This is a genomic window from Streptococcus handemini (assembly GCF_040984445.1).
GTDB lineage: Bacteria > Bacillota > Bacilli > Lactobacillales > Streptococcaceae > Streptococcus > Streptococcus handemini.
Map to the genome: position 1 here is coordinate 1 of NZ_JBFRYH010000015.1, position 26,697 is coordinate 26,697.

At 41.2% G+C, this 26,697-nt stretch carries 28 protein-coding genes; 11 read left to right on the forward strand and 17 right to left on the reverse strand.

Annotation, left to right across the window (positions count from 1 at the left end; all coding sequences use genetic code 11):
* The 8 genes from ABPH35_RS03565 to ABPH35_RS03600 all read right to left on the reverse strand — a co-directional run.
* A partial coding sequence (locus ABPH35_RS03565; RefSeq protein WP_349988271.1) for an ISAs1 family transposase occupies nucleotides 1-540 on the reverse strand: 540 nt, incomplete at its 3' end.
* A 123-nt stretch (nucleotides 541-663) separates the two neighbouring features.
* Nucleotides 664-1,032 (reverse strand): stress response transcriptional regulator NmlR, encoded by a 369-nt coding sequence (gene nmlR / locus ABPH35_RS03570; RefSeq protein ID WP_349988272.1) that lies wholly within the window; start codon nucleotides 1,030-1,032, stop codon nucleotides 664-666.
* A gap of 77 nt (nucleotides 1,033-1,109) precedes the next feature.
* Nucleotides 1,110-1,997 carry a 4-hydroxy-tetrahydrodipicolinate synthase gene (gene dapA / locus ABPH35_RS03575; RefSeq protein WP_349988273.1) on the reverse strand — a complete coding sequence of 296 codons (888 nt, stop codon included), beginning with the start codon at nucleotides 1,995-1,997 and terminating at the stop codon, nucleotides 1,110-1,112.
* Between the two features lie 31 nt (nucleotides 1,998-2,028).
* A complete protein-coding gene (locus tag ABPH35_RS03580; protein WP_349988274.1) occupies nucleotides 2,029-3,105 on the reverse strand; it encodes an aspartate-semialdehyde dehydrogenase in 1,077 nt (358 codons plus the stop codon).
* 296 nt (nucleotides 3,106-3,401) lie between these two features.
* Nucleotides 3,402-4,055 (reverse strand): DNA alkylation repair protein, encoded by a 654-nt coding sequence (locus tag ABPH35_RS03585; RefSeq protein WP_349988275.1) that lies wholly within the window; start codon nucleotides 4,053-4,055, stop codon nucleotides 3,402-3,404.
* A gap of 2 nt (nucleotides 4,056-4,057) precedes the next feature.
* Complete coding sequence (locus tag ABPH35_RS03590) at nucleotides 4,058-4,555, reverse strand: GNAT family N-acetyltransferase (protein WP_349988276.1); 498 nt, start codon at nucleotides 4,553-4,555, stop codon at nucleotides 4,058-4,060.
* The gene (locus ABPH35_RS03595) at nucleotides 4,552-5,166 is read right to left on the reverse strand and encodes a DUF5052 family protein (protein ID WP_349988278.1); all 615 of its coding nucleotides are present in this window, start codon (nucleotides 5,164-5,166) and stop codon (nucleotides 4,552-4,554) included. Before ABPH35_RS03595 ends, ABPH35_RS03590 begins: the two co-directional genes overlap by 4 nt.
* Nucleotides 5,167-5,243: 77 nt before the next feature.
* Nucleotides 5,244-6,914 (reverse strand): formate--tetrahydrofolate ligase, encoded by a 1,671-nt coding sequence (locus ABPH35_RS03600; protein WP_349988279.1) that lies wholly within the window; start codon nucleotides 6,912-6,914, stop codon nucleotides 5,244-5,246.
* Nucleotides 6,915-7,127: 213 nt separating this feature from the next.
* Between ABPH35_RS03600 and ABPH35_RS03605 the strand changes: the two genes are divergently transcribed.
* From ABPH35_RS03605 to ABPH35_RS03620, 4 genes are all read left to right on the forward strand, one after another.
* Nucleotides 7,128-7,817, forward strand: a complete 690-nt coding sequence (locus tag ABPH35_RS03605; protein ID WP_349988280.1) for a phosphopantothenate--cysteine ligase — start codon at nucleotides 7,128-7,130, stop codon at nucleotides 7,815-7,817.
* 1 nt (nucleotide 7,818) lies between these two features.
* The gene (gene coaC, locus ABPH35_RS03610; protein WP_349988281.1) at nucleotides 7,819-8,367 is read left to right on the forward strand and encodes a phosphopantothenoylcysteine decarboxylase; all 549 of its coding nucleotides are present in this window, start codon (nucleotides 7,819-7,821) and stop codon (nucleotides 8,365-8,367) included.
* Entirely contained in the window at nucleotides 8,354-8,923 is a 570-nt protein-coding gene (locus ABPH35_RS03615; protein WP_349988282.1) for an ECF transporter S component, read from the forward strand. Before coaC ends, ABPH35_RS03615 begins: the two co-directional genes overlap by 14 nt.
* 195 nt (nucleotides 8,924-9,118) lie before the next feature.
* Nucleotides 9,119-10,840 (forward strand): phospho-sugar mutase, encoded by a 1,722-nt coding sequence (locus ABPH35_RS03620; protein ID WP_368849601.1) that lies wholly within the window; start codon nucleotides 9,119-9,121, stop codon nucleotides 10,838-10,840.
* A 454-nt stretch (nucleotides 10,841-11,294) separates the two neighbouring features.
* On the opposite strand, the gene ABPH35_RS03625 is transcribed toward ABPH35_RS03620, so the two are convergent.
* The 8 genes from ABPH35_RS03625 to ABPH35_RS03660 form a co-directional block, all read right to left on the reverse strand.
* Nucleotides 11,295-12,434, reverse strand: coding sequence for a hypothetical protein (locus tag ABPH35_RS03625; RefSeq protein WP_349988285.1), 1,140 nt, complete (start codon nucleotides 12,432-12,434; stop codon nucleotides 11,295-11,297).
* A gap of 311 nt (nucleotides 12,435-12,745) precedes the next feature.
* On the reverse strand, nucleotides 12,746-13,903 hold the full coding sequence (mutY, locus tag ABPH35_RS03630; protein ID WP_368849602.1) for an A/G-specific adenine glycosylase: 1,158 nt from the start codon (nucleotides 13,901-13,903) through the stop codon (nucleotides 12,746-12,748).
* Between the two features lie 329 nt (nucleotides 13,904-14,232).
* Nucleotides 14,233-16,008 (reverse strand): ABC transporter transmembrane domain-containing protein, encoded by a 1,776-nt coding sequence (locus tag ABPH35_RS03635; protein WP_368849603.1) that lies wholly within the window; start codon nucleotides 16,006-16,008, stop codon nucleotides 14,233-14,235.
* Nucleotides 15,998-17,728: an ABC transporter ATP-binding protein gene (locus ABPH35_RS03640; RefSeq protein WP_349988288.1), complete on the reverse strand. Its 1,731-nt coding sequence runs from the start codon at nucleotides 17,726-17,728 to the stop codon at nucleotides 15,998-16,000. The genes ABPH35_RS03635 and ABPH35_RS03640 overlap by 11 nt, the downstream gene beginning before the upstream one ends.
* A 1-nt stretch (nucleotide 17,729) precedes the next feature.
* Nucleotides 17,730-18,725 (reverse strand): phosphate acetyltransferase, encoded by a 996-nt coding sequence (gene pta, locus ABPH35_RS03645; protein WP_349988289.1) that lies wholly within the window; start codon nucleotides 18,723-18,725, stop codon nucleotides 17,730-17,732.
* A gap of 22 nt (nucleotides 18,726-18,747) precedes the next feature.
* The gene (locus tag ABPH35_RS03650; RefSeq protein ID WP_349988291.1) at nucleotides 18,748-19,644 is read right to left on the reverse strand and encodes an RluA family pseudouridine synthase; all 897 of its coding nucleotides are present in this window, start codon (nucleotides 19,642-19,644) and stop codon (nucleotides 18,748-18,750) included.
* Nucleotides 19,644-20,462: an NAD kinase gene (locus tag ABPH35_RS03655; protein ID WP_349988292.1), complete on the reverse strand. Its 819-nt coding sequence runs from the start codon at nucleotides 20,460-20,462 to the stop codon at nucleotides 19,644-19,646. Before ABPH35_RS03655 ends, ABPH35_RS03650 begins: the two co-directional genes overlap by 1 nt.
* A complete protein-coding gene (locus tag ABPH35_RS03660) occupies nucleotides 20,446-21,117 on the reverse strand; it encodes a GTP pyrophosphokinase (protein ID WP_349988293.1) in 672 nt (223 codons plus the stop codon). Before ABPH35_RS03660 ends, ABPH35_RS03655 begins: the two co-directional genes overlap by 17 nt.
* An 82-nt stretch (nucleotides 21,118-21,199) precedes the next feature.
* Here ABPH35_RS03660 and ABPH35_RS03665 point away from each other — a divergent pair, with 82 nt between their 5' ends.
* The 7 genes from ABPH35_RS03665 to ABPH35_RS03695 all read left to right on the forward strand — a co-directional run bounded on the left by ABPH35_RS03665 (nucleotide 21,200) and on the right by ABPH35_RS03695 (nucleotide 26,000).
* The gene (locus ABPH35_RS03665) at nucleotides 21,200-21,778 is read left to right on the forward strand and encodes a CYTH domain-containing protein (protein ID WP_349988294.1); all 579 of its coding nucleotides are present in this window, start codon (nucleotides 21,200-21,202) and stop codon (nucleotides 21,776-21,778) included.
* Nucleotides 21,779-21,880: 102 nt separating this feature from the next.
* Complete coding sequence (locus ABPH35_RS03670; protein ID WP_349988295.1) at nucleotides 21,881-22,858, forward strand: ribose-phosphate diphosphokinase; 978 nt, start codon at nucleotides 21,881-21,883, stop codon at nucleotides 22,856-22,858.
* 9 nt (nucleotides 22,859-22,867) lie between these two features.
* Complete coding sequence (locus tag ABPH35_RS03675; protein WP_349988296.1) at nucleotides 22,868-23,989, forward strand: cysteine desulfurase family protein; 1,122 nt, start codon at nucleotides 22,868-22,870, stop codon at nucleotides 23,987-23,989.
* Nucleotides 23,989-24,342: a DUF1831 domain-containing protein gene (locus tag ABPH35_RS03680; protein WP_349988297.1), complete on the forward strand. Its 354-nt coding sequence runs from the start codon at nucleotides 23,989-23,991 to the stop codon at nucleotides 24,340-24,342. The genes ABPH35_RS03675 and ABPH35_RS03680 overlap by 1 nt, the downstream gene beginning before the upstream one ends.
* Nucleotides 24,339-24,554: a DUF4649 family protein gene (locus ABPH35_RS03685; RefSeq protein WP_349988298.1), complete on the forward strand. Its 216-nt coding sequence runs from the start codon at nucleotides 24,339-24,341 to the stop codon at nucleotides 24,552-24,554. Before ABPH35_RS03680 ends, ABPH35_RS03685 begins: the two co-directional genes overlap by 4 nt.
* A gap of 110 nt (nucleotides 24,555-24,664) precedes the next feature.
* On the forward strand, nucleotides 24,665-25,303 hold the full coding sequence (locus ABPH35_RS03690) for a redox-sensing transcriptional repressor Rex (protein ID WP_349988299.1): 639 nt from the start codon (nucleotides 24,665-24,667) through the stop codon (nucleotides 25,301-25,303).
* Between the two features lie 4 nt (nucleotides 25,304-25,307).
* Nucleotides 25,308-26,000: a gamma-glutamyl-gamma-aminobutyrate hydrolase family protein gene (locus tag ABPH35_RS03695; RefSeq protein ID WP_349988300.1), complete on the forward strand. Its 693-nt coding sequence runs from the start codon at nucleotides 25,308-25,310 to the stop codon at nucleotides 25,998-26,000.
* Here ABPH35_RS03695 and radC read toward each other — a convergent pair.
* On the reverse strand, nucleotides 25,997-26,677 hold the full coding sequence (radC, locus tag ABPH35_RS03700) for a RadC family protein (RefSeq protein ID WP_349988302.1): 681 nt from the start codon (nucleotides 26,675-26,677) through the stop codon (nucleotides 25,997-25,999). The genes ABPH35_RS03695 and radC overlap by 4 nt on opposite strands.
* Nucleotides 26,678-26,697 lie beyond the last annotated feature (20 nt).

Here is a 26,697-nt window from a genome sequence, read left to right on the forward strand (position 1 = left end):
TCCCATGGCATCAAGGCTAATCATACAGCCCTTCACTGAAATCATGTCCAATAACTCTGGGACCGCTGTGATTTCATTAGACTTTTCATCTGTCGCGACTTGACCGTAGGAAATCCCTAAATCTGTCGCATAGGCGGAGACAATATGTAAGGCTTTCTGGTGTTGGCTGGCATTACCTCTAATTGTCTTTCCGTCAATGGCTATCAGGCGTTTCGAAAAACGAGTAAAATGTTTAGCTGATACCTCTGCCTCTTCAAGAAGAGCAGACCACATCTGTGTCACTTCTACTAGAACTTGAGGATCTAGAGTCGCAAAAACTCGTTGCAGCGTATCGTGAGACGGAATCCCATTTTCTAACCCCAACACGGTTCGCAAGGAAGACTCATAGGCAGTCCCAAACTCCTCAATTTCATCCCAATATTCTGCACCTGATAGACGCGCAAAGAAAATAAGCAAGACAATATCTGACAATGTGTGCTTAATTTTCCAGGATGCTCTATCATCACGGACACCTATCAAGAAATCCAGTATCTCATTCATAACAAAATCCTCCACTATCTCTAGTATAGCAAAGGATTCGAGCTTAGTTTATGAAACTGTTATCTGAAAACGAAACTTTCTTCATGCGTTTGTCGTGGATTGCCAACTTTTCTCGCCAAAAAGTTATTTCTCCTTCTCCAGTATAATTGCCTTATAATGCTCAATCTTATAGTCCAATCTGCTGATCGCTGCTAATAACTCATCCGCTTTCTTCTGCAATTTCTCACGCTCGTCAACTAAAATTGCACGGCGTTCCTCTACATGCTCATCTTCCCCATCTTGACACAGGCTGATATAGTCAATCAAACGCTCAACAGAAACCCCTGCACTCCGAAAACAACGAACAAATTCCAGAGCTGCCAAGTCTTGTTCGCTAAAATCACGAACACCCGCACTCGTACGCCGAATCGGTGGAATCAAACCAATTCTTTCATAGTAGCGGATTGTATCGCTCGATAAGCCCGATAATTCACTTGCTTTCTTGATATTCATCTTCTCACCTCATTTCCCTTATTCATATACACAAACGAAGAAAAACTCCAAAATGAGTATTTCAGAGTTTACTATTTTTATGTTCTATTTTCTATAGCAGCTATAATGGTCTTAGCTTCTTCTTCTGTGCAAGAAACCAGCGGCAAACGCAGTGGCCCTACTTCAAATCCTTGGTGATTGAGAACAGCTTTTAGAGGTGCTGGACTAGTCGTTGAGAACAGAGCATCCACTTTCGGCAATAATTTCCGCTGAATCGCTGATGCCTCTGCTATATCTCCCTTATCCAAGGCATCAAACATAGCATAAAAATCGTCTCCATTGGTATGAGCTGCTACGCTAATCACACCTTGCGCTCCTAGGGCCTTAGCATGGAAAGCCTCCCCATCTTCACCCGTATAGACCAAGAAATCTTCTGGAGCATTTTCAACTAAATGGGAAATCGCAGCTACTCCTGTGCAATCCTTAATCGCAATAATATTGGGATGTTGGGCCAGACGCAGAGAAGTCTCTACTGTCAAACCAGCTACAGTACGCCCTGGGACATTGTAGAGCATGATTGGCAAACTACTAGCGTCTGCAATGGCCTTGTAATGCTGATATAGACCCTCTTGAGTTGGTTTATTATAGTAAGGAGTTACCGCAAGCCCTGCAGCAAAACCGCCAAATGCTGCAACTTCGCGTGCAAACTCAATCGAATCTCGTGTATCATTGGTTCCAATACCAGCAATTAAGGGCACACGACCTGCCACAATCCTCTGTACTTCCTCAAACAGCTGCAACTCTTCCTCATGGGTCAAAGTAGGACTTTCACCAGTTGTACCAGCTAAAATCAAACCTTCTGTATGGTGAGCAAGTAAATGCTCAATCAACTTAGGCAATGCCTTAAAGTTGATACTCCCATCTTCATGAAAAGGCGTCACCAGCGCCGTGATAATACGTGCTTTTCTCAATTCTTCTAAAGACATTGCTTTCCTCCTAAGTGATGAAACTATTTGATTATTTTAATTCAAAAACGATCTCTTCCGTTGGACGAACCAGTCCACGTTCATGTAAGGTTTCAGCGATTTGGACAGAGTTCCACGCCGCCCCTTTCAACAAGTTATCTGAGACAACCCACATATGAATCCCTTTTTCAGCATCCAAATCTTTCCGGATACGACCAACAAAGGTCTCACGTTTCCCAACGGCATTGATAGCTTGTGGGTAAATTTGATGTGCGACATCATCTTCTAACACAGCACCTGGAAAGGCTGCGATTGCTGCTTTGACTTCCTCAATCGGTGCTACTTCTTTTGTTTCAATATAAACAGATTCTGAATGAGCCGATAAAACTGGAATACGCACACAGGTCGCAGAAACCGCAATGCTGTCGTCTTCCATGATTTTCTTGGTTTCATTGGTCATTTTCATCTCTTCGTAGGTGTAATCATTGTCTGTAAAGACATCGATTTGTGGAAGAGCGTTAAATCCGATTGGGTAATGCTTCTTATCACCACCAGAAGGTAAGATAGTTGCTTCTACATCTGCTGGTGCTACACCGTCATTTAAAACCGCACGAAGTTGTGCCTGTGTTTCTAAAATCGCGCCCATACCAGCTCCAGAAACAGCTTGGTAGGTCGACACGATAATACGGTCCAAGCCCCATTTTTGGCGAACAGGCTCTAAGGCTACCATCATTTGAATAGTTGAACAGTTTGGACAGGCGATAATGCCCTTATGAGCATCTAAGGCATGCGCATTGACTTCTGGCACCACTAATGGTACTTCAGGATTTTGACGGAAATAGGAGGTATTATCCACCACAACCGCTCCGGCTTTTACGGCATAGGGCGCATACTTAGCTGATGTGGAGCCACCCGCTGAGAAAAGGGCAATATCGACACCTTCAAAAGCATCTTCTGTGGTTTCTTCAATCGTCACATCCCGTCCTTTAAACTGCAAGACCTTGCCCGCTGAACGAGCAGATGCCAAATACCGTACTTTGTCAATCGGCAAAGTTGACTCTTCCAACATCTGAATCATTTGTGCACCAACCGCACCAGTTGCACCAACAACAGCTACTGTATATCCCATAAACTACCTCTTTTTTTCGAATTTTCTAAAAATTTGTCTATGCTTGCTATTATACACTTTTTTTCAGTAAATGAAAAGATGTTTGCTAGAAAAAGATGAAAAAGTAGAAACAAAAAAGACCAGGATTTCTCCTAGTCTTAGGGCACTTTCGTGTGATAAGCAGGTTCACACAACTTATCAAGGTCCGCTCCTGCGTTTTGACCTCCCTAGCGTGAAAGTGGCTACAGCCACATTCGGCTCATCGCATAGTTCCATTATAGCAGATTTTGTCGCTAATTCAAGTACCATTTTTCTTCTCATAAATACTTACTGGCTTCACGAATGCTAAGAGGTGCCATTTTCTCCTCATATCTAGCAATAAACTCCCTCACCCAAGCTGGATTCGCTTTGGAATAATCTCGTAAACTCCATCCAATCGCTTTATTGATGAAAAACTCTGTCTGCCCGAGATTGTTGACCAATATTTTTTCCAGTAACTCCGTATCTGTATCTTGCTTACGTAATAATTGATGATCAATCGCAACTCTACGTAACCAGATATTATCAGAAACACTCCAGTCTAGTAAAACAGACTTGGCTTTGGGATAGGAAAAAGCAATCTCCCCCGCAATTCTATCTAGTCCGTCGACCGAATCCCACCACGAATGCGTTGTGATCAAGGATTCTAAACGTGGCAAATCCTCAGGTGTCAACTTTCGTTTATTCATAGCTAGGTAATCAATTGCTGTATAATGGATTTCACGATAGGGATTATCCCAAGCCTGCTCAACAAAGCTCCAATTAAGAGGAGCCTTCTGATAAGGCTTAAAAAACTCCTTACTGATTTTCCTGCGTAAGCCAGCTCTCACACCCAAAAAAGAAAACTGGTTGCGAAGGTAGGCAGCCATTTTATCTGCCTCTTCGACAGACGAAACTACCTTCAATTGTTCTTGAAGATCTTCTACCCGCATCGTTATTCCTCCAATAAACTCTTTTGCAACCAAACAATATCGTGCCAGGTATCAAATTTGTAGCCAACTTTTTTAAAGTGCGCTACCTGCTCATAGCCACGCTTCTTATGAAAGGCCATACTAGCATCATTTGGCAGAGAAATGCAGACTACAAAGTTCTTAAAGCCACGCTGGGTCAATTCTTTTTCTAAAGCATCGTACAAAGCGCTTCCTAGTCCCGACCCACGCTTTTCTTCATCCAGATAAATCGTTAATTCTGCCGTCCAATCGTAAGCTGCTTTATCGTAGTAAGTAGAGGCATAGGCATAACCAAGAACCTGTCCGTCATATTCAGCAAGGAGAAAGGGATAACGCTCGTTTATCTGCTCTATTTTCCGCTGAAAATCCTCCTCACTGGGCACTTCCAAATCAAAGGTAATCGCTGTTTTGAGGACATAAGGCTCATAGATTGCTCGAATAGCTGCCGCATCGGTCGCCTGTGCAGTACGAATTAGCATCATTTCTCCAACAACTCCCTATCATAAATGGTGTAGTCACAACGATAAATAATCAAGCGTTTGCCATCAATTAGCAGTTCTGAAGTCTTTGGTGCATCAGAAGCGTACAAGGAAACTTTATTTCCTGCGTAGGTCGCAAGCGGTGTTCCTTTTTGTGAGCGAATCAGAATGACTTTTGCTTTTCCAGTAAAGTCGTTTTTAAATTTCGAAACCATGCGGTTTAGTATTGGAACTGCTGCTTGTTGATCGTCTGCGGTCGCATTCTTTTGGTATTTCAAGAAAATATCTTCTAGGCCATCTTCTACTGCAATCAAGGATGACCCCACGTGGTCAATTTCATGTTTTCCCAAGGTGATTTTCAAAACAGAACTATCTCCCTTTGAATTGCCCTCGTTGTCTACCGAATCAAACTCTTCATTTCGTGAAATGGACAGAGATTTTCCAGACATTTGATCAATCAGTTGAGAATTTTCATCATAGGTCCGTACTGTCATATCTAGTCCAATCCACTCTGCCTTGGTATTTTTCCACCAGTTCTGAATCGACTGACAGCCTGACAAGACAGTGACAGATAGGCCTAGCACTAATGCTATTTTCAATAAGTTCTTTTTCATTATTTTTCTTCCTCCTTTATCTAAAGTATTATACCAAAAAACTGGAGAAAATCCCCAGTTTTAATGTTTGACAAATGTTAGAAGAGTCCAATCGCAGTTCCGTCTTCTGCAACATCCATGTTAAGAGCAGCAGGTTGCTTAGGCAGTCCAGGCATGGTCATAACTTCTCCTGTCAGAGCGACAATGAAGCCTGCTCCCAGTTTTGGTACAAATTCACGAACAGTGATATCAAAGTTTTCAGGCGCACCAAGAGCCGTTGGATTATCTGAAAAACTATACTGCGTTTTCGCCATACATACGGGCAACTTGTCCCAGCCATGTTTGGCAAATTCACCCAATTGCGTGCGAGCTTTCTTTTCAAAGACCACACCTGTCCCACCGTAAATCTTGGTCACAATCTTGGTCACCTTGGTTGCCAAGCTATCGTCTGCCTGATAGAGACGTGTATAGTTCGTAGGTTGTGCCGCAATCGTTTCAACCAGCGTTTCTGCCAACTCCACTCCGCCTTCAGCTCCATTTGCCCAAACACTTGCCAATTCAACAGGGACAGCAATTTTTGCACATAATTCTTTTAGGGTAGCGATTTCTGCTGGAGTATCTGTGACAAATTCATTGATGGCTACAACCGCTGGAATACCGTATTTCTGAATATTTTCAACGTGGCGCTTGAGATTGGCAAATCCTGCCTCTACCGCTGCTAGATTTTCTTCTGAAAGCCTGTCTTTTGCTACACCACCATGCATCTTAAGAGCTCGAAGAGTCGCTACAATGACAACCGCATCAGGGGCTTTAGGGAGATTTGGCGTTTTAATGTCAAGGAATTTCTCTGCCCCAAGATCCGCACCAAATCCTGCTTCGGTCACCACAACATCTGCCAAGCGAAGAGCCGTTGAGGTTGCTAAAACAGAGTTACAGCCGTGAGCGATATTGGCAAATGGACCGCCGTGTACAAAGGCAGGTGTACCGTAAATCGTCTGCACTAGATTTGGTTTAAGAGCCTCTTTCAAAATCAAGGTGAGAGCACCCTCAACCTTCAAATCACGAACATAGACTGGACTTCTGTCAAAACGATAACCAATGACAATATTTGCCAAGCGCGCTTTCAAGTCGTTCAAGTCCGTTGCAAGGCACAAAATGGCCATGATTTCAGAAGCCACTGTAATGTCAAAGCCATCCTCGCGTGGCATGCCATTCAAAGGCCCACCCAGACCAACGGTCACCTTACGTAGCGCACGGTCATTCAAGTCTACCACGCGCTTCCAAATGATTCTCCGTTGATCAAGACCTAAGCTATTTCCCTGATGAATATGGTTGTCAATCAAAGCAGACAGGGCATTATTGGCTGTAGTAATGGCATGCATATCACCTGTAAAATGTAGGTTGATGTCCTCCATTGGCAGAACTTGAGCATAGCCACCACCAGCAGCTCCACCTTTTACTCCCATGACAGGACCAAGCGACGGCTCACGAAGCGCAATCATGGTTTTCTTTCCGATTTTAGATAGGGCATCTGCTAAACCAATGGTCACAGTCGACTTTCCTTCTCCTGCGGGCGTTGGGTTAATGGCTGTTACCAAAATCAGTTTCCCAAGCCCATTTTCTTTTACAGCTTCTATTTTTTCAAAGGATAATTTAGCCTTATATTTCCCATATAGTTCCAAGTCATCATAGTTAATTCCGACTTTTTCAACCACATCGACAATCGGCTGTAATTCTACACTTTGTGCAATCTCAATATCTGTTTTCATAGTAACTCCTGTCTGTATTAATAAAAATAGTATACCAAAAAAGCCACTAAAGCGCACGTTTTAATGTCATATTACAATAAATATTCGGTTTTTCGTTTTGAAGAAGACACTTTTTACATCATTCAGATTATTTTAAAAAATCCTTTAAATCTTCTTATAGCGCTGTCATTTCAAACGCTTTACCTAGCGTAAATTTTTTAGTACAATAAAAACATGAAAATCTTGATTACTTCTGGCGGAACGAGTGAAGCTATTGACCGTGTCCGCTCTATTACCAACCATGCGACAGGAAACCTAGGAAAAATCATTGCTGAAAAATGCTTGAAAACTGGATTGGAAGTAACCCTTGTTACCACTAAAACAGCTGTAAAACCTAGCCCCCAAGACAACTTAACCATTGTAGAGATTACAGATGTGGCTAGTCTTGTCCAGACCTTAGAAGTGCTTGTACCGTCTCACGATGTCCTTATTCATAGCATGGCCGTATCTGATTATAGCCCTATTTATATGACCGGTCTTGACCAAGTGAAAAAGGCACAACCTATTGAAAGTCTACTTGAGAAAACCAATGCTGAAGGAAAAATTTCATCAAAGGATGACTACCAAGTCCTCTTTCTCAAAAAAACACCAAAGGTGATTTCCATGATAAAAAAATGGAACCCCTCTATTCAGCTGATTGGCTTTAAACTCCTGGTCAACGTTTCCAAGGAAGAACTCTTTCAAGTAGCCCGTGATAGTCTCATGAAAAATCAGGCAGATTACATCTTGGCAAATGACCTGGCAAATATTAGTCCGACTAGCCACAATGCCTATCTTGTCGATAAAAAGCAGATTTATCCCGCTCAGACCAAGGAAGAAATAGCTGACTTGATTATTGAAAAAGTATTAGAAAAAAGGAGATAATATGGCCCGTATTACCCTAGCCGTTACAGGTTCTATATCCGCTTATAAGGCAGCCGACTTGACTAACCAACTAGGAAAGTTAGGCCACTCTGTCACCATCTTAATGACAAGAGCGGCCACCCAATTTATTACACCGCTAACCTTACAGACTTTGTCCAAAAATCTGGTTCATACAGATGTGATGGTAGAAGAAAACCCTAGCTCTATCAAACACATTGATATTGCCAAGCAAACAGATATCTTTCTGGTAGCACCTGCTTCTGCCCAGACGATTGCCAAACTCTCTTATGGCTTTGCCGACAACATTGTTACTGCTGTTGCCTTGGCCTTACCTAAAACCACACCAAAATTAATTGCACCAGCCATGAATACAAATATGTACCTCAATCCTGCTACCCAAGAAAATCTCAAACAATTGCAAACCTATGGCTTTAAAGAAATTTCACCCAGAGAATCCTTACTTGCTTGTGGGGATGTCGGAGTTGGTGCCCTAGCAGATATTGATGTTATTTTAGAGAAAGTGAGTAATACCCTCCATGAGACAAACTAAATCTACTCAAATTGCAACCTTGGCCATTTTCTTTGCCATCATGATAGTGATTGATGTTCTAACTTCTGTCATTTTTAATGTCCTACCAGTTCCGATTAAACCAACGATTGTCCATATCCCAGTTATTGTTGCCTCCATTCTATATGGTCCTAAAATTGGAGCAACCTTAGGAGGAATGATGGGAATATTGAGTGTGGTCCATAACACGATTATGCTCTTACCGACCAGCTATCTTTTTTCTCCCTTCGTTGAAAATGGGCAATGGTATTCTTTAGTTGTCGCTATTATTCCTCGTATATTAATTGGAATATCCCCGTACTTTATCTATCGCCTATCACAAGAGCGACTAGGCCTTCTCCTTTCCGGAGCTATCGGTTCATTGACTAATACTGTCTTTGTTCTGGGAAGTATCTTTTTCCTCTTTTCATCTGTCTACAATGGAAATATCCAAGCCATGTTAGCGACTATTATTGGGACAAATTCGATTGTAGAAATGCTCATTGCAGCCTTTCTAACAGCGGTCATCGTACCCACCCTGCAAAAAGCAAAAAAATAATCAGAAAATCACGTGAAAGCGTGCTTTTTCTTTTCAAAAATGATATAATGAAAGCGTTTAATAGAATATCAATATTCGATAAAAATTAATACCTAACTAAGCAACGAAACCGCAAATAGAACGTAGAGTTCATCAAGGTAAGTTAACAAGGTTAGAGTTTGATTTTTGACGAGTATGAAGAAAAGGAGAATGACAATGACATATCAAGAACAGTATCAAGCATGGCTCGACTATGCAGAACTTCCTGACTATCTACAGGAAGACTTGCGCAATATGGATGAAAAGACCAAAGAAGATGCCTTTTATACGTCTCTTGAATTTGGAACAGCTGGCATGCGTGGACTGATTGGAGCTGGAACCAACCGAATCAATATTTACGTCGTGCGCCAAGCAACAGAAGGTTTGGCACGCCTTATCGAATCAAAAGGTCAAGAAGCCAAAGATAGAGGTGTTGCCATTGCCTATGATTCTCGTCACTTCTCTCAAGAATTTGCCTTTGATGCAGCTCGTGTCCTTGCTGAACATGGCATCAAAGCCTATGTTTTTGAAGAATTGCGACCAACACCAGAACTATCCTTTGCCGTTCGTCATCTCCAAACAGTTGCTGGAATCATGATTACGGCAAGTCACAATCCTGCTCCATACAATGGTTATAAAGTATACGGTGAGGACGGTGGTCAAATGCCACCTGCAGATGCGGATGCCCTCACAGACTATATTCGTGATATCACAGATCCATTTACCATTGCTGTAGCTGATTTGGAAGCTGCTAAAGAATGCAAGCTCATCGAAGTCATCGGTGAAGCAGTCGATAGCGAGTACCTCAAAGAAATCAAAGATGTCAATATCAACCAAGACCTCATAAACGAGTATGGTCGCGATATGAAGATTGTCTTTACACCGCTTCATGGTACTGGTGAAATGCTGGCCCGTCGCGCCCTTGCCCAAGCTGGTTTTGAATCTGTCCAAGTCGTAGAAAGCCAAGCAAATCCTGATCCAAACTTCTCAACAGTCAAATCACCAAACCCAGAAAGTCAATCTGCCTTTGCCCTTGCTGAAGAATTAGGCCGTCAAGTTGATGCTGATGTCTTGGTCGCAACAGATCCAGATGCTGACCGCCTCGGAGTTGAAATCCGTCAAGCAGACGGTAGCTACCGCAACCTTTCTGGTAACCAAATCGGAGCCCTCATTGCGAAATACATCTTGGAAGCCCACAAACAAGCTGGTACCCTTCCTGCAAATGCAGCCCTAGCCAAATCCATCGTGTCAACTGAACTCGTAACCAAAATTGCAGAGAGCTACGGTGCTACCATGTTCAATGTCTTGACTGGGTTCAAATTTATCGCAGAAAAAATTCAAGAATTTGAAGAAAAACACAACCATACCTATCTATTTGGTTTCGAAGAAAGCTTTGGCTACCTTATCAAGCCATTCGTTCGTGACAAGGACGCAATTCAGGCAGTTCTAATCGTTGCAGAAATCGCTGCCTACTACCGCTCTAAAGGCTTGACTTTGGCAGATGGCATTGACCAAATTTTTGAAGAATACGGCTACTATGCAGAAAAAACTATTTCTGTTACCCTATCAGGTGTCGACGGAAAAGCGGAAATCAAGAAGATTATGGACAAATTCCGTGGCAATGCTCCAACAGAATTTAACAAGACTGCAATTGCCCTCTTAGAAGATTTCCAAAAACAAACCTCAACAGACAAAGAGGGGAACGTTTCAGTCCTGACAACTCCGCCAAGCAATGTCTTGAAATATATCTTAACAGACGATTCTTGGTTTGCAGTTCGACCATCTGGAACAGAACCAAAAATCAAGTTCTACATCGCAACCGTTGGAACAGATATGGCTGATGCAGAAGCAAAAATTGCTGCCATTGAAGCTGAAATTAACGCATTTATAAAAGAATAACGCAAAAAAAGAGGCAACTGCCTCTTTTTTTGATCTTGAAAATCAGGAAAAGTCCACCAGTAAGGAAGTGATTATTTTGGAAAAAATAAGATAACGTGTTATATGTTTTAGCTAGCTACCCTAACAAATTCATACCTACCTACACTTATCTATTTCGATTACAAACCGAATTCTACAGTTCGTTCATTATTCTTTATACATATCACATGTAATCAATATAGGGCAGCTTGATTTGTGCAATGCGAGACTGAGAAGGAGACTCAATCTTTGTATATAGTTAAAACATGGTGAACTTTTCCTCTTACGTCTTCTAGTCATAGAAGACATCGTAAGCCTAGTAGTCCTACCCCTTTCTTTTCACCCCTATCATATCACTTTTCTAAAACGTTTTCAACTATTTATAGCCTCCAGAAAGAAATTTTATAGTTCCTCCCTTTATTTCAGGCGCAAAAAATTACTTATCCCGCCTCACCCAGATATGGAAAGGGTGGTCACCATCTGTTGCAAGATCTTCTTGAAAAAGAACTTGTTTCGATACAAAATCATAAAGCACTAAGGTATTATCGACCAAGACCAATACAGAATGCTCATTGAATTGCTGAATGTCTCTGATAGTACCTTCATCATCAAGCGCCAAGCCAAATTGACCTACATCAATAAACTCAGAAGTCTTATCTTGGAACTTAAAGAGACTAAAACCGAATCGTGGTGCCACAGTCCTATGTACAATAGCGCAATAATCCTGCCCTAGGTCAAACAACTCGATTGGATAAATTTCTGGTAAATCAATCCATTCCTCTTGTCCCGTCTCTGCATTATAATGAAAGAGTCCACTCTCATCATATCGTCTTTCCTTGGTAGCCTTTAGCCTATATGCCGGAACGGCAATATAGACATCTGGTCCCTTTGAGATACTTCTTGAATAAAAATAAGTCTTTTCCTCATCCTCTGGCAGTAACCTTTTACTCTCAAATTGATTTTCACCGTCATTTTTGACAGAAAAAGTATAGAGATAAGTAGAATAATTTCCATCCTCATCGCTACGAACATTTGTAGCAGCAAGATAAATCTTATCCCCATCAACTGAAAAATTTCCCAAGATCACAGGTTCTTCAAATATATACTTGCTCCTCTTCCTTGTACTGCTATCAAAAGACGCGAGAAATGTTTCATCGGTAGTAGCTTCTGAGGAATAATAATGATCAGGAGAAGCACCTGCTGAGGAAAAGGCGTAGTCGTTCGTCTTATGAAATACAATCTCTCCTGTCTGAAAATCGATAGAAATAATGCGACCAATTACTCCATGAGGAGGGCCTTCTTCAGAAAAGACCAGATGTCTGTTCGCAAGATTAGCCCTTTGAACTACACGATTGATTTGACCTTTCACAATGTCTACCTTGTCCTCTGATACCTGTTCCCACTTTTGATCCTGAACACGGTAGCCCTTCACTCCCTTATAGCCAACGATATAAAAGTCTGCATCAGATGATAGGGAAAATCTGTCTTTTTTGATAGGCGAGCAACCTAGCAAACAGATAAAAACCATCACAAGTAGAGAGAATATACTGAGGCATTTAACGTTAATCTTCCTCATCAGTATCACCTATTTCTAAATATGATTGATGTTTTTGGATTATTAACAAATTCTCCTGGGTGTATAGCAATCGCACCGGGAATATCATTAAATATTTTTTCGTTTTCATACTATATACTCCTACCTAAATGAATCAAACTAGACAGTAAGCAATCATATTGTCAACTGAACCATCTGTATCATCTCCTCACTTCATATTCTCACAGGGGATAATTGTTACATAAAAGAAAACGTTTTCTATTTATAAAATATCATATCATAGGGTAATTCTCAAGTATTTATATGCTTTAATATAAATTTTTTTCAAAGATTTAGGTCAAACCATGTTTTCCAGCCAGGTAACTATTCCACATTTTTTGTTGCGGTTTGGCAAAGGGATAGCGATGAAAATCTTCAACCGAAATCCACTGAAGTTCCCGATTCTTTGGAAGAGAGGCTGTTGTTGTGATACCTTCTAGTAATTCAATCTGCCATTTTCTGTGACTAAAGACATGTTGCACAGGAGCAAATCTTTTGGACTGCCACTCTACTTCTAATGGGTAGATTTTATGAAATTCCTGTCTGATATCTACTTGCGGACTCGCTTCTGCAACTTCAAAGAGAGATAGCTGTGGAGGAATTTCCTCAGCTTTCTCCACTAAGGGAAAAGACCAAAATCCTGCCAGTAAATTAGACTCTTGGTTTTTTTCTAATAAAAATTCGTTTTTCTCATTGCGAATAATAAAGGCTTGATAAGTGACGGGAATAGGCTTTTTCTTAGGCGCCTTAATCGGATATTTGTCCATGGTACCGTTGAGATAGGCCGCACTAAAATCCTTGACTGGACTTTCTTCAGGTCTAGGATTGGTAGGAGATTCAATATCAGACCCTAAATCCATCAAAGCTTGATTAAAATCTCCTGGTCGTTCTGGATCAATCAAGTCTTCCATCATAGCCTGAAAAATCTTGCGGTTTGCGGGAACGCCAATGTCATGATCTACCTCAAACAAGCGACTCAAGACCCGCATGACATTCCCATCCACAGCTGGTTCTGGTAAATCAAAAGCAATGCTGGCAATAGCTCCAGCAGTATAAGGGCCAATTCCTTTTAAACTTGCAATGTCTGCATAAGTAGTAGGAAATCTGCCTTCAAAATCTGACACCATTTGCTGGGCAGCCTGCTGCATATTGCGTACTCGTGAATAATACCCCAAACCTTCCCACAGTTTTAAAATGACTTCCTCAGGTGCTATCGCCAAATCCTGTATGGTCGGCAGGTGATATAAAAAACGTTCATAATAAGGTTTGACCGTATCAACACGTGTTTGTTGTAGCATAATTTCAGACACCCAAATAGCATAGGGATCCTTGGTACGGCGCCAAGGCAAGTCTCGCTTATTTTCATCATACCAGTCCAGTAAAGCCTTGCGAAAGGCTACTATCTTTTCTTGCGGCCACATGTCAATGCCGTATCTCTTCAAATCAGTCATAAGATCAGTATATCATAAACAGCGCCACACTCTCCAGAAGCTTGGCTTGAGAAAATGGATGTGAGCATCTTCTACTAGCAACCAGGTCTAGAAGAAATGAAGCAAAAACGAAACATTACTTCCTTTTTTCGTCTGCTACAACTGACAGAGAAATTAAAAATTTTGCGGTTCTTTGTTTAACTAACTATATCTAGGGAAGGATAGCCTAGGATAAATACCTTGTTGATGAGCATACCTTACTCACATCGATTAGAAGATTCAAAAAAAGAGTGAGACTCAATCATGATTTCATAGAAATCGACTGTCCTCACTCCTTTATTCATAGCTTATCACTGCTCACTAGGGTTGTCAATGAGCCCATTAAGATTTCTCACATTTTCACTCTCTTGACTCATCTGCAGTTGATAATAAAATCCTTTTGCCTGCATGAGTTGCTTGTGGTCTCCTTGCTCTACGATTTTTCCAGCTACCATGACAAGAATTAGGTCAGCTGACTGAATCGTCGATAGGCGATGGGCAATGATAAAGCTAGTTCTCCCTTGCATCAAGCGTTCAAAAGCCTGTTGCACGAGAACTTCTGTCCGCGTATCGATAGAAGATGTGGCCTCATCTAAAATCAGAATTTTTGGCAAATGTACAAAGACACGCGCAATCGACAGCAACTGCCTTTGTCCTTGTGAAAGTGAAGCTCCACCGTCGGTTAATTCCGTATCGTAACCTTGAGGTAGCTGACGAATAAAGAAATCTGCATTTGCAGCCTTGGCTGCTGCTACTACTTCATCACGTGTCACCTCAGGATAACCATAGGCAATATTTTCACGAATCGTTCCTGACTTAATCCACGTTTCCTGCAGCACCATGCCAATCAGCCGTCTAAATTCCTCTCGACTATAGTGTGAAATTGGCACCTTGTCCAATAAAATCTGTCCCTTATTCACCTCATAAAAGCGCATCAAGAGGTTGATAACGGTTGACTTACCTGCACCAGTAGGCCCTACAATTGCAACTCTAGCACCAGCTGGAACTGTTATATCTAAACCTTCAATCAAAGGCTGCGAAGGCTGATAAGAAAAATCGACTTCTTTAAATTGAATCTGACCAGCTACCGCTTCTTCTAGAAGTGGCATACCCTTTTCATCCTGTATAGATTCTTGATTGACAATCTCAAAGAGTCGCTCTGCACAGACCAAGGCACTCTGTAATTCTGATAAAACAGAAGAAATATCATTGAAAGGCTTTGTATACTGGCTGGCATAACTCAAAAAAGTTGTTAGCTCTCCTACCGTAAAATTTCCTGTCATAATCCGAAGAGCACCTAATCCAGCTAGTAAAGCATAGATAAGGGCATTGATAAAACGTGTTGTGGGATTACTGGTTGCAGAAACAAAAATTGCTGCTTGCGAATAGCGAGCATAGGTCTGATTGGACATTTCAAACCGTCTCATAAACTGCTCTTGAGCATTAAAGGACTGAATCAAGGACAACTGACGAATGCTTTCCTCTAATAACTTGGTCTGCTCCCCACGAGATTCTGTCTGTTTCTGATAATACCCATAGCTTTTTTGGGCAATAAAGCGAGCAACAAACAGAGAAAGAGGAGTCAACACAACTACCAGAATCATCATGGTTCGATCCAGCCTTGCCATACTAAAAATCGTCATGACAATCGTCATCATTCCAATCAAAAATTGACTGAAAATCATAGTCAAACCATTGGTCAATTGCTCACTATCAGTCGAAATACGGGCGACCATATCTCCAATACTCTGCTGATCAAGATAAGCTAAGGGTAGGGAATGAATTTTTTCATATACCTCGTGACGCAATTCATTCATCAACCGAAAAATCAATTGATTGATGAGAAGTGGCAGAAAGAATTGAAGAATCGTATTGGTCAGAATCACTAGGATCATACTAAGCAGCAAATCTCTAAAAATAGCTGAATTCCCCTTGATGAAAACAGCATCAACAGCTTGACCGATTAAGACAGGTAGGTAAACCGCGAAAATCACCTGAGCGAGGCTGCCAAGTACAATCAACGAAATGCGAATGGGCTGCTGCAACATACGAGACACAAGTTGCCTCAAACTGGTATTAGATCTCATGAGACACCTCCTGACCATGTTGAGATTGGTCGATTTCCTGATAAATAGCACAGGTTGCTAATAAGTCCTCGTGACGACCCAAACCAACTTGTTTCCCCTGATCTAAGACCAAGATCTGATCTGCCTGTGCTAGGCTACTTGTCCGCTGAGAAATCATAATCAGCAACCTGTCTGGTAAATGACTGATTGCATTCAATAATCTTCTTTCTGTTAAATAGTCCAAGGCTGATGTTGCATCATCTAACATCAAAATAGGAGCTTGTTGGAGAAGAGCACGCGCAATAGTGAGACGCTGGCGTTGGCCTCCAGAAAAATTTCGTCCAAATGCTTCAACGCTCGCTTCCAAACCACCCTTGTCAAGCACAAAATCCTTGGCTTGCGCCATTTCTAATACCTGCCACAACTCCTCATCAGAAGCAGACTGCTTACCCAGCAAGAGATTCGAGCGAATGGTCCCACTAAAGAGCTGAGCTTGTTGTCCTACCAAAGCAAACTGCTCGCGCCATTCTTTCAAATTGACTGGTGAATGGCCATTTGATTTAAATAGAGAGAGCTGCTCAGGTTCAACTGGGTAGAGTTGCAACAACAAATCAACCAAAGTAGACTTTCCAGAGCCTGTTCCCCCTATAATTCCCAAAAATTCTCCTTTTTTCGCTCGGAAAGAAAGAGCTGTCAGAGCATTTTCTGCCGCTTTCGGATAGGCAAAGGATAGATTGTTAGCAACAAGTGTCCAGTCTGTTGAAACACTCGAATAAGAAAATACTTGCTCAATATCTTCTGACTCTTGTTCAACTATCTCATTGAGGCGACCAGCGCTAATAAAACTCTGATTTAGCGTTGAAATGACCATGACCATTTTGACCAATTCAACTAAAATTTGCGATAAATAATTGATTAAGGCAACTAATTTTCCTTGCTCCAACAATCCCTGACCAACCGCCAGTCTTCCTTGAACAATCAAGACAATCAAGGTTCCATTGACAATGAGAAAAGTCGCTGGTGAAAGAAAAGAAGACCAAAAACCAGCTATCAGCTGCTCTCGAGTATAAGTTTGGTTTAACCACTGAAAAACTGTGATCTCGCGTAAGGCTTGTCCAAAAGCACGAATCACTCGTATTCCTGTAAGTGTCTCACGAACTTGCCCAACCAAACGGTCCAAACTGCTGCGCATCAAGGCGTAAAACCTGCTTGTCATAACTGAAACAAGCGATACGACCAAGAACAAAAGAGCAATCATCGCCAGAAAATAAACTGACAAGCTCGGACTGATATAAAAAGCCATAGTCAAGGAGCCAAAGACAATAATCGGAGCTCTTAGAAAAAGGCGTAAAAAGATATTGATTCCTGTTTGAATCTGTAAGGTATCGCTCGATAATCGTGTGAGTAAACTATCACTTGATAGCAAGTCACGACTCGTTTTAGGTAGTGAAAGAACCTTCTTGTACAAATCCTCTGTCAATCCCTTGGTGTAGCCTACTGCTGCTTTAGCTGAATAATATTGGGCAATAACAGCCACAATCACACCAATCACTGCTAAAAGGACCAATAACAAAATCATAGCAACCAACTGACTGTGATTGCTATGAGGAATAACTGTATCAACAATAAAAGCAATGATAAGAGGAACTGCTAACTCAAAGCAGGCTTCTAAGAGCTTAAACAAGGGAGCTAACATGGCTTCCTTCACATAGCCTCTTACATGCTTAAGAAATAGTTTCATCTTACTTTTCATTTTCCAAGGCTTGGGCAGCAGTAATAATCGCCAATTTATAAATATCATCCGCACTTGATCCGCGAGATAAATCATTTACCGGCATATTCAAACCTTGCAAGATTGGGCCAATGGCATCAAACATTCCCAAACGTTGCGCAATTTTATAGCCAATATTTCCTGCTTGTAAGTCTGGGAAGATAAAGACATTTGCTTGACCTGCTACATCACTATCTGGGGCTTTAATTGCTGCTGTAGCTGGTACAAAGGCTGCATCAAACTGCAATTCGCCGTCCAAGGCCAAATCCGGTGCCAATTCTTTCGCAATACGAGTCGCTTCGACAACCTTGTCCACTTGTGGCGCTTTTCCGCTACCCTTAGTAGAGAAACTCAACATAGCAACTTTAGGGTCAATATCAAAGATAGCTGCTGTCTCTGCTGTATTGACAGCAATTTCTGCTAATTCTTGAGCAGTCGGATCAATATTGATGGCGCAATCAGCAAATACGTAACGCTCATTGGTATTTTCACGATTCATCAAGAAGACGCCTGATGTACGAGAAATACCTGGTTTTGTTTTGATGATTTGAAGAGCTGGACGCACTGTATCAGCAGTTGAGTGAATCGCACCTGATACCATTCCATCTGCCAAGCCCATTTTCACCAACATGACACCAAAATAATTGACATCTCGCAACAATTTATCGGCATCTTCTAGTGTAGCCTTGCCCTTACGAACTTCCACAAATGCTTCTTTCATCGCTTCAAAATCGGCATATTCATTAGGATCGATAACCGTGCATTGAGGATCAGCAAATCCCAATTCAGCAAGTAGATTACGCACATTTTCAGGATTTCCAAGAATAATTGGTTCTACCAATCCTTCGAATTTCAAACGTGCAGCTGCACGTACCACGCGCTCATCATTTCCTTCAGGAAAAACAATTTTGATTTGTTTCCCCACAATTTTTTCACGCAAACCACCAAATAACGAACGAATTCCCATTTTAACTAACCTTTTAGTCTTTCTATTTTTTATTTTGCAAGTTCATGATAACGCTTTTAAAGTCATTTGTCAAATCGCTTTCACAAATTAGTTCTTTTTCTGAAAATGGATTAAAAAATCCAATGCGGTGGCAATGCAGAGCCTGCCGTTCGATTCCATGCTCCATGCTACCACCATACAAATCGTCTCCCAATAAAGGAAAACCAATATGCGCAAAATGAACACGAATCTGATGTGTTCTTCCAGTATGCAGTCGAATATCCACTAAATGAATATCCCCCCAAGACTGAACGATTTCATACGACGTATGAGCATACTTTCCAGTCGACATCACACAACGTGTAATGATACTATCTTCCGGACGGCCAATTGGAGCGATGATCTCTCCCTTTTTTTCTAATGAACCAGAGCCACGAACCAAGGCAAAATACCGCTTTTGAATCAATTTTTGTTGCAACTGTTTATCCAGTCTTGCATGTGCATAGCCGTGTTTGGCAAAAAGCATAAGACCAGATGTATCTCGATCGAGGCGAGTGACAATATGCACCTGCTTGTTCTCATATCCCTGTTCCAGATAATATCCCTTGACAAAATTAGCAATGGTTGACGAGTGTAAAATACTTGGAATAGAAGCAAAACCAGCTGGTTTATTGATAACCATAAAATGCTCATCTTCATAGATAATCTCTAAGGGATGAGAAATTGGCTCCAAACTTCCTGTCACATCTTCTTCACTGGGAATATCAATAACCAAGTGGTCACCAATATTGAGCAAATAGGTCGCATTCTGCGGTTGTCCGTTGACCCTAATGGCTCCACCGTCAAACTTGATTTTAGCCAGGAGGCCTTTAGAAACATCATGCTTTTTCAGAAATGTCTTGATTTTCACATGTTGGTCCACAATGAATTCAAACCGCATTACTCTACCTCACCAATGAAGGCGTCTTTGACACGATTCCAAAAACTAGTGTGGCTTGGAGTCGCTAGAAAATGAATCTTGCTATTATCAATCTGGTATTCAATCTGATCAATATTATCATAGACAAAGGTTCGATTATCAATCGAGACCGAATAGCGGTCATCGTGTTTTGGTTCAATAATGATTCTGTCCTTTTTGGGAACCACAATGGAAGAACCCAGGGTGCGATAGACGCGATTGTTCAGACTCGCCACTTCTGCAATCTGCAAGGCTTCAATAGTTGGGTGCAAAACAGCCCCCCCTAAGGATTTATTATAGGCGGTTGAACCGGTAGGAGTTGACACCGAAATGCCGTCTCCACGAAAACGCTCAAATGGTACTTTATTGATGAAAACATCTGCAACCATGGTCTTGGATAAACGTTTAATAGTCGCTTCATTTAAAGCTCGCATGACAATCTCTCGACCATTCATCAGTTTAATTCGCACATTTAAAATCGGATAGGAGACACGCGCCCCTGTATCTAATTTTAAATTATCAATCAGTTTATCAACTTCAAAATCACGATAATCTGTATAAAAACCAAGGTGCCCTGTATGAATACCAACAAATCGCACGCGGTCCATTATCGCTTCATATTTATGAAAGGCAGACAAGAGCATGCCGTCTCCTCCAATTGAAATCACAATATCTGGATTTTTAGGTGTTAAAATAAATTGGGCCTCTTTTAATTTGGTCCACAACTCATTCATTACAGCTTGGCTCTTCGGATTTTTACTGCTGAGCAGGGCGATTTTTTTTCTATCTGTATTCTTCATCTGTATCGTCGCTATTTCCAACTCCGTCATTCAACTTGCGGTGGGCCGGATCAAATAAGGCCTGAGCTTCTTGAATGTCATCGCGGATTTTACGCATCTCCTCATCTAATTGATAAGCAATCTTAGCTGTAATTTCCAAGCGTTGCTTAATTTCTTCTGGAAAATTCCCTTTATACTTGTAGTTCAAAGAATGTTCAATCGTTGCCCAAAAATTCATGGACAAGGTGCGAATTTGAATCTCAGCCAGTACCGTTTCGTTGCCATTTATCGTATCAACTGGATATTCAATCACTACGTGGTAGGAACGGTAGCCAGACGATTTCATATGATTGATATAGTCCCGTTCATAGACCACTCGCATATCTTTTCTTTTTCGTAGGATATCAAGTACTTCTTCTACGTCGTCAACAAATTGCACCATGATTCGCAATCCTGCAATATCTTGCATATCCTGAGCTAAATTTTCAAGCTGAATATGGCGTAGGGCCATCTTTTCCTTGATGGATTCAATCGGCTTCACTCGTCCTGTCACAAATTCAATCGGTGAATGCTTATTTGCTTTTCTATACTGCTTGCGGACACCGCGCAATTTAATTTTTAATTCCCCAACCGCCTGAATATAGGGGTCTAGGAAGGCTTCCCAATTCATTTCCATAACTACTCCTTTCTTGTCAAATACTGGTTTTTGTAATAGAATAACACAAGAACTATTATACCATATGAAAAGGTTTTATCCTATGAAAAAAAATCATTTAGAAATTGAGTACAAAACGCTCCTGACGGCAGCAGAATTTCAACGATTACAAGCAGAATTTACAGATGTTACTCCTGTCCTTCAAACCAACTATTACATTGATACACCAGATTTTAGCCTACGCCAACACCGCTATTCCCTACGAATTCGCACCTTAGCAGACCGAGCAGAATTGACCCTTAAAATTCCGCAGGACATCGGCAATCAAGAATACAATCAAGCCTTAAGCCTCGAACAGGCTTATCAACTGATTCAGAAGGTACAACTACCTGAGGGGGATATTTTGGACCGCATCACCCAAACTGGAATTGCCCTTGAAGAGTTGATTGTTTGGGGAAATTTGACAACAAAACGCTACGAAAAAGAGACTCCCATTGGGCTTATGGCCCTTGATGAAAATAGCTATGCTGATCAGACAGACTATGAATTAGAAGTCGAGGTCCAAGATGCCGAACAAGGGAAACGAGCCTTTGAAGACTACCTCAACCAGCACCAAATCGATTTTAAATACGCTAAGAGCAAGGTTGCCCGTGCAGCTGCTTCTCTCCTTGATAAAGGCTAAATTCATAATCCAATCGAATTCAAAAGAAATCTATTTCTTTACTGAAAATTTTTCTATTTTCTGATAAAATAGAACTATCGAATAAAAGGAGTATTTCTGATCATGGTTCAACCGTATGGTGATAAACAAATTAAACTATTTTCTTTGAATTCCAACCGTGCAATTGCTGAAAAAATTGCCGAAGCCTCTGGAATTCCACTTGGGAAAATGACAACTCGACAATTCTCAGACGGAGAAATTCAAGTCAACATTGAAGAAAGTGTCCGTGGGGTGGATGTGTATATCATCCAATCAACCAGCTATCCTGTCAATAATCACCTTTGGGAATTATTGATTATGGTGGATGCGTGTAAGCGTGCAAGCGCTCATTCTGTTACAGTTGTCATGCCTTATTTTGGCTATGCTCGTCAGGACCGTACAGCAGCTCCTCGTGAACCAATTACAGCAAAACTCGTTGCGAATATGCTGGTCAAAGCAGGTGTAGATCGTGTCTTGTCGCTTGATTTGCACGCTGTTCAGGTACAAGGGTTCTTTGATATTCCAGTTGACAATCTCTTTACTGTCCCACTATTTGCAGAACATTATATGGAAAAAGGCTTATGTGGTGAAGATGTTGTGATTGTCAGTCCTAAAAATTCTGGCATCAAACGTGCGCGTAGTCTAGCAGAATACCTTAATTCGCCAATTGCTATTATCGATTATGCCCAAGATGATGCCGATCGATCAGAAGGATATATCATTGGAGATGTAGCTGAAAAAACAGCTATCTTGATTGATGATATTTTAAATACTGGTCGTACCTTCTCAGAAGCCGCTCGTATTGTACAGGAAGGCGGAGCAACTGAGATTTATGCAGTTGCAAGTCATGGGTTGTTTGCTGGGACTGCCGCAGAACTCTTGGATCAAGCACCAATCAAGGAAGTACTCGTCACAGACTCTGTTTCAGGTAAAGAACAATTACCTAAAGCTATTGCCTTTATCACTGCTAGTGAATTGATCGCAGACGCCATTATCCGCATTCACGAACGCCGTCCAGTCAGTCCTCTCTTTAACTTTACACATCCAAATAATGAAAACTAGGAGATTTCCTTGATTTATTTAGACAATGCAGCAACAACTTCTCTGTCGAAAGCTGCCCTTCAAACTTTTATGGATATTTCGACAGAATACTACGGAAACTCCTCGAGTATTCATTGGGCAGGACGAAAAGCAAACGCTATTCTCCGCCAAGCTCGAGCAGATATTGCCCACATCCTAGATGGCAAGCCTGAACAAATCATTTTTACCTCAGGGGGGTCAGAGGCCGATACTCTTGCTATCCAAGGTTATGCGCTGGCCAATCAGCATAAGGGAAAACACCTCATCACAACTGCTATCGAACACCATGCTGTCCTTCACACAATGGACTATTTACATGAGCGATTCGGCTTTGAGGTGACTTATATTCAGCCTATCAATCAAAGAATTTCCGCCCAGCAGATTCAGGCAGCCTTACGCCCAGATACCATTCTAGTTAGTGCCATGTATGCCAACAATGAGACTGGGCTGTTACTACCAATTAAAGAAATCGGCGAAATTCTCTCCCAACATCAAGCCGTTTTTCATGTAGATGCTGTCCAAGCAATAGGAAAAGTTGCTATCTCACCGGAACAACTGGGAATTGATTTTCTCTCTGCTGCTGCCCATAAGTTTCATGGGCCTAAAGGAGTAGGCTTCCTTTATAGCCGTATTCCGCACTTTGACTCTCTGATTCACGGAGGGCGCCAAGAGCAACAACACCGAGCAGGAACAGAAAATCTAGCAGGAATTGCGGCTATGGCAACAGCTTTGAAAGAACAAACGGCCCAACTAAAAGAGCATTACACTCGCGTTTCTGCTTTAAAAGGCTATTTGATAAGCAATCTGACCTCTATCCATCATTACCTCAATGAAACTGGGCCGACACTTCCCTACGTCGTCAATCTCGGTTTTCCGAATCAACTCAATGAGCAAGTGCTCATGCGCCTAGATCTTGCAGGAATCGCTGTTTCCAGCGGTTCTGCTTGTACTGCCGGTGTGATTCAAAATAGCCATGTCTTAGAGTCCCTATACGGAAAAGAGTCACACCGCCTAAAGGAATCCATTCGGATTAGCTTTTCACATGAAAATACAAAAGAGGAACTAGACTTCCTCATCAAACAACTACATGAAATCATAGGAGGCACTTACTAATGGCTTTTACAACATCTGTAACTCTAAAAAATTGTGATTATACTTACTCCATTAGCCCAGCTATCAAAAAGTTTACCTTACGTGATAATACATTTGAACAAACCCAGGTCGGCAACTATCAATTAACGCGTATGTTAGAAGAAATTCCAAACTCCAATCAAGGATTTCTACTAAAAATTATTATCAATAAAGATTTGAATGGTTTTAAAATCAATATTACAGACAAATCAGGTCTGCACTTGATAGATATTTTCAAAGCAGGTGGAAATGCTGTTATCCAAGAAAAATTTTATTTCCTCATGGACAGCTTAGTTGACCGAGATATTTTCACAAAAGAAAGTACAAAAGCATGATTGAACTACGTTACCAAGATTCCTATCAGCAAATTCGCTCACAAACTTTTGACAATTTTGACGCCCTACTTCTTTCCTTTTCAGGTTGTGTGACTATTCCAGACCATTTAAAAGTGATTTCTTTACGTCAAGATGGCAAAGACTTAGGATATCAAGGACTCGTTGGAGATCTCTATCGCTACCTCAAGACAATCGATCCAACTAATCTCTAGAAAAAACAAGAATGACTTCTTGTTTTTTCTGTATTTTTTCAGTGTAATCTGTTGCTTTTTTCACAAACTTTTACTAAAATAGAATAAATCATCAAAAGGAGTAAAAGATTGTGAAAAACGAAAAAAAATCCCCTATCCCCCGTGCTACTGCCAAACGTTTGTCAATCTATTACCGCGTATTCAAACGATTTCATGCTGGCAATATTGAAAAGGCAAGTTCCAAAGAAATTGCAGAAGCAATCGGTATTGATTCTGCAACTGTTCGCCGTGACTTCTCTTACTTTGGAGAACTCGGTCGCCGCGGATTTGGTTATGATGTCAAAAAATTGATGGATTTCTTTGCTGATATTTTAAATGATAATTCTATTACTAATGTGATGCTGATTGGTGTTGGAAATATGGGACGCGCGCTCCTACACTATCGTTTCCATGAACGAAATAAAATGAAAATCGTTATGGCCTTCGAAGCAGATGAACATCCAGCAGTTGGTACAATTGATGAAAATGTTCCAATTTATGCCATTTCAGATATTGAAGAAAAAATCAAAGAGATTAACGCCCAGACAGCTATTTTGACCGTACCAAGTACTAAAGCACAAGAAGTTACCAATATCCTAGTCAAAGCTGGTGTAAAAGGAATTTTGAGTTTTTCACCTGTCAACTTATCTGTACCAAAAGATGTCGTTGTACAGTATGTTGATTTGACAAGTGAATTGCAGACCCTTCTTTATTTCATGAGAAAGAGCTAATGTTATGAGCAAACCAATTATCGGTATTTCTGGTAATGATTTTATCAATGCAACCGACGATACTGAGCCTCTTCTCTCCTATGTTGCCACAAGTTTTATTCAAGCGATTGAGGCTGCTGGAGGAATTCCCCTCATCCTTCCAATTGTATCACCTGATATAGCTAAATGCTATGTCAATCTGATTGACAAGCTCATTTTGACTGGTGGACAAAATGTCCTTCCAAATTACTATGGACAAGAGAAAACCATTGAAAGCGATAATTATCATAACCAGCGTGATGTCTTTGAGCTCACCTTAATTCAAGAAGCCATCAGACAGCAGAAACCAATTTTTGGTGTCTGTCGTGGTATGCAGCTCTTTAACGTTGCCATGGGCGGTACCTTACATCAGGTCATACCAAATCATTGGCAAACCACTGCTGCTAACGCGCCCGTTCACTCTATTTGCCTGCATGAAGGGAGTCCACTAGCTACTTTCTATGGAAAACAGCCACGGGTTAATTCTTTCCATCGACAGGCATTAGATCAGCTCGCACCTGGTTTACAGGTGATTGGCCAAGCAGAAGATGGCACTATCGAAGCAACCATGATGACTGCTGAGGTGCGTTTCCTTGGTGTACAGTGGCATCCAGAGCTTCTTTATGCTACTCGTACCGAAGAAAAAGCCTTATTTGATTATCTTGTTAATGAATTTTAACAAAGTTCTCCTTCCTCACGAAAACTATAGTAGGCTGATTTCGCCACAATTAAATGATCGAGTAAGACAAGTCCTAGCATCTCGCAGGACTTTTTTAATGTCTCTGTAAACACCAAGTCATTCTTGCTCGGCTGCACAGACCCAGAAGGGTGATTGTGCACAACAATGATTGAGGTGGCCATGCATTTTACTGCATAATGTAAAATCTCTCTTGGTTCTGCAATACTTTTATTCACACTACCGATGAAAATAGTCTTTTGGCTAATAATTTTATTCTGCGTGTCAAGATAAAGAGCCACTAAATGTTCTTGTTTCTTGTCACCAATGTCCTGCATCATTTTACGCCCTAATTTCTCACTTCCAAGCACACGATCTTGCAGCAAAATTTCTGACTGATTAATTCGTCGTCCTAGCTCAATCATTGCCTTGATTTCGACTGCTTTCACACGACCAATCCCTGCCAATGTTTGTAATTCTTCAATGGATAAATCCCGTAAGGCAGCTAGGTTTTCCAACTTGGCTAGTAAATTATTCGATAGGATGGAAACAGGCTCTTTCCGTGTCCCTGTTCGGATAAAAATTGCGAGTAACTCTTGATTGCTCAAGCTTTCTGCACCTACTTCCAATAAACGCTCCCGTGGTAATAATGACTCTTCTTGAAACATAATTTGATACATATTTTCCTCCTCATTGTATT

Bases quoted from the DNA above. Each gene is read 5' to 3' on its own strand.
- nmlR (WP_349988272.1), bottom strand. From the start codon at position 1,032: ATGAATATCAAGAAAGCAAGTGAATTATCGGGCTTATCGAGCGATACA.
- dapA (WP_349988273.1), bottom strand. From the start codon at position 1,997: ATGTCTTTAGAAGAATTGAGAAAAGCACGTATTATCACGGCGCTGGTG.
- ABPH35_RS03580 (WP_349988274.1), bottom strand. From the start codon at position 3,105: ATGGGATATACAGTAGCTGTTGTTGGTGCAACTGGTGCGGTTGGTGCA.
- ABPH35_RS03585 (WP_349988275.1), bottom strand. From the start codon at position 4,055: ATGCGGGTAGAAGATCTTCAAGAACAATTGAAGGTAGTTTCGTCTGTC.
- ABPH35_RS03590 (WP_349988276.1), bottom strand. From the start codon at position 4,555: ATGATGCTAATTCGTACTGCACAGGCGACCGATGCGGCAGCTATTCGA.
- ABPH35_RS03595 (WP_349988278.1), bottom strand. From the start codon at position 5,166: ATGAAAAAGAACTTATTGAAAATAGCATTAGTGCTAGGCCTATCTGTC.
- ABPH35_RS03600 (WP_349988279.1), bottom strand. From the start codon at position 6,914: ATGAAAACAGATATTGAGATTGCACAAAGTGTAGAATTACAGCCGATT.
- ABPH35_RS03605 (WP_349988280.1), top strand. From the start codon at position 7,128: ATGAAAATCTTGATTACTTCTGGCGGAACGAGTGAAGCTATTGACCGT.
- coaC (WP_349988281.1), top strand. From the start codon at position 7,819: ATGGCCCGTATTACCCTAGCCGTTACAGGTTCTATATCCGCTTATAAG.
- ABPH35_RS03615 (WP_349988282.1), top strand. From the start codon at position 8,354: ATGAGACAAACTAAATCTACTCAAATTGCAACCTTGGCCATTTTCTTT.
- ABPH35_RS03620 (WP_368849601.1), top strand. From the start codon at position 9,119: ATGACATATCAAGAACAGTATCAAGCATGGCTCGACTATGCAGAACTT.
- ABPH35_RS03625 (WP_349988285.1), bottom strand. From the start codon at position 12,434: ATGAGGAAGATTAACGTTAAATGCCTCAGTATATTCTCTCTACTTGTG.
- mutY (WP_368849602.1), bottom strand. From the start codon at position 13,903: ATGACTGATTTGAAGAGATACGGCATTGACATGTGGCCGCAAGAAAAG.
- ABPH35_RS03635 (WP_368849603.1), bottom strand. From the start codon at position 16,008: ATGAGATCTAATACCAGTTTGAGGCAACTTGTGTCTCGTATGTTGCAG.
- ABPH35_RS03640 (WP_349988288.1), bottom strand. From the start codon at position 17,728: ATGAAACTATTTCTTAAGCATGTAAGAGGCTATGTGAAGGAAGCCATG.
- pta (WP_349988289.1), bottom strand. From the start codon at position 18,725: ATGGGAATTCGTTCGTTATTTGGTGGTTTGCGTGAAAAAATTGTGGGG.
- ABPH35_RS03650 (WP_349988291.1), bottom strand. From the start codon at position 19,644: ATGCGGTTTGAATTCATTGTGGACCAACATGTGAAAATCAAGACATTT.
- ABPH35_RS03655 (WP_349988292.1), bottom strand. From the start codon at position 20,462: ATGAAGAATACAGATAGAAAAAAAATCGCCCTGCTCAGCAGTAAAAAT.
- ABPH35_RS03660 (WP_349988293.1), bottom strand. From the start codon at position 21,117: ATGGAAATGAATTGGGAAGCCTTCCTAGACCCCTATATTCAGGCGGTT.
- ABPH35_RS03665 (WP_349988294.1), top strand. From the start codon at position 21,200: ATGAAAAAAAATCATTTAGAAATTGAGTACAAAACGCTCCTGACGGCA.
- ABPH35_RS03670 (WP_349988295.1), top strand. From the start codon at position 21,881: ATGGTTCAACCGTATGGTGATAAACAAATTAAACTATTTTCTTTGAAT.
- ABPH35_RS03680 (WP_349988297.1), top strand. From the start codon at position 23,989: ATGGCTTTTACAACATCTGTAACTCTAAAAAATTGTGATTATACTTAC.
- ABPH35_RS03685 (WP_349988298.1), top strand. From the start codon at position 24,339: ATGATTGAACTACGTTACCAAGATTCCTATCAGCAAATTCGCTCACAA.
- ABPH35_RS03695 (WP_349988300.1), top strand. From the start codon at position 25,308: ATGAGCAAACCAATTATCGGTATTTCTGGTAATGATTTTATCAATGCA.
- radC (WP_349988302.1), bottom strand. From the start codon at position 26,677: ATGTATCAAATTATGTTTCAAGAAGAGTCATTATTACCACGGGAGCGT.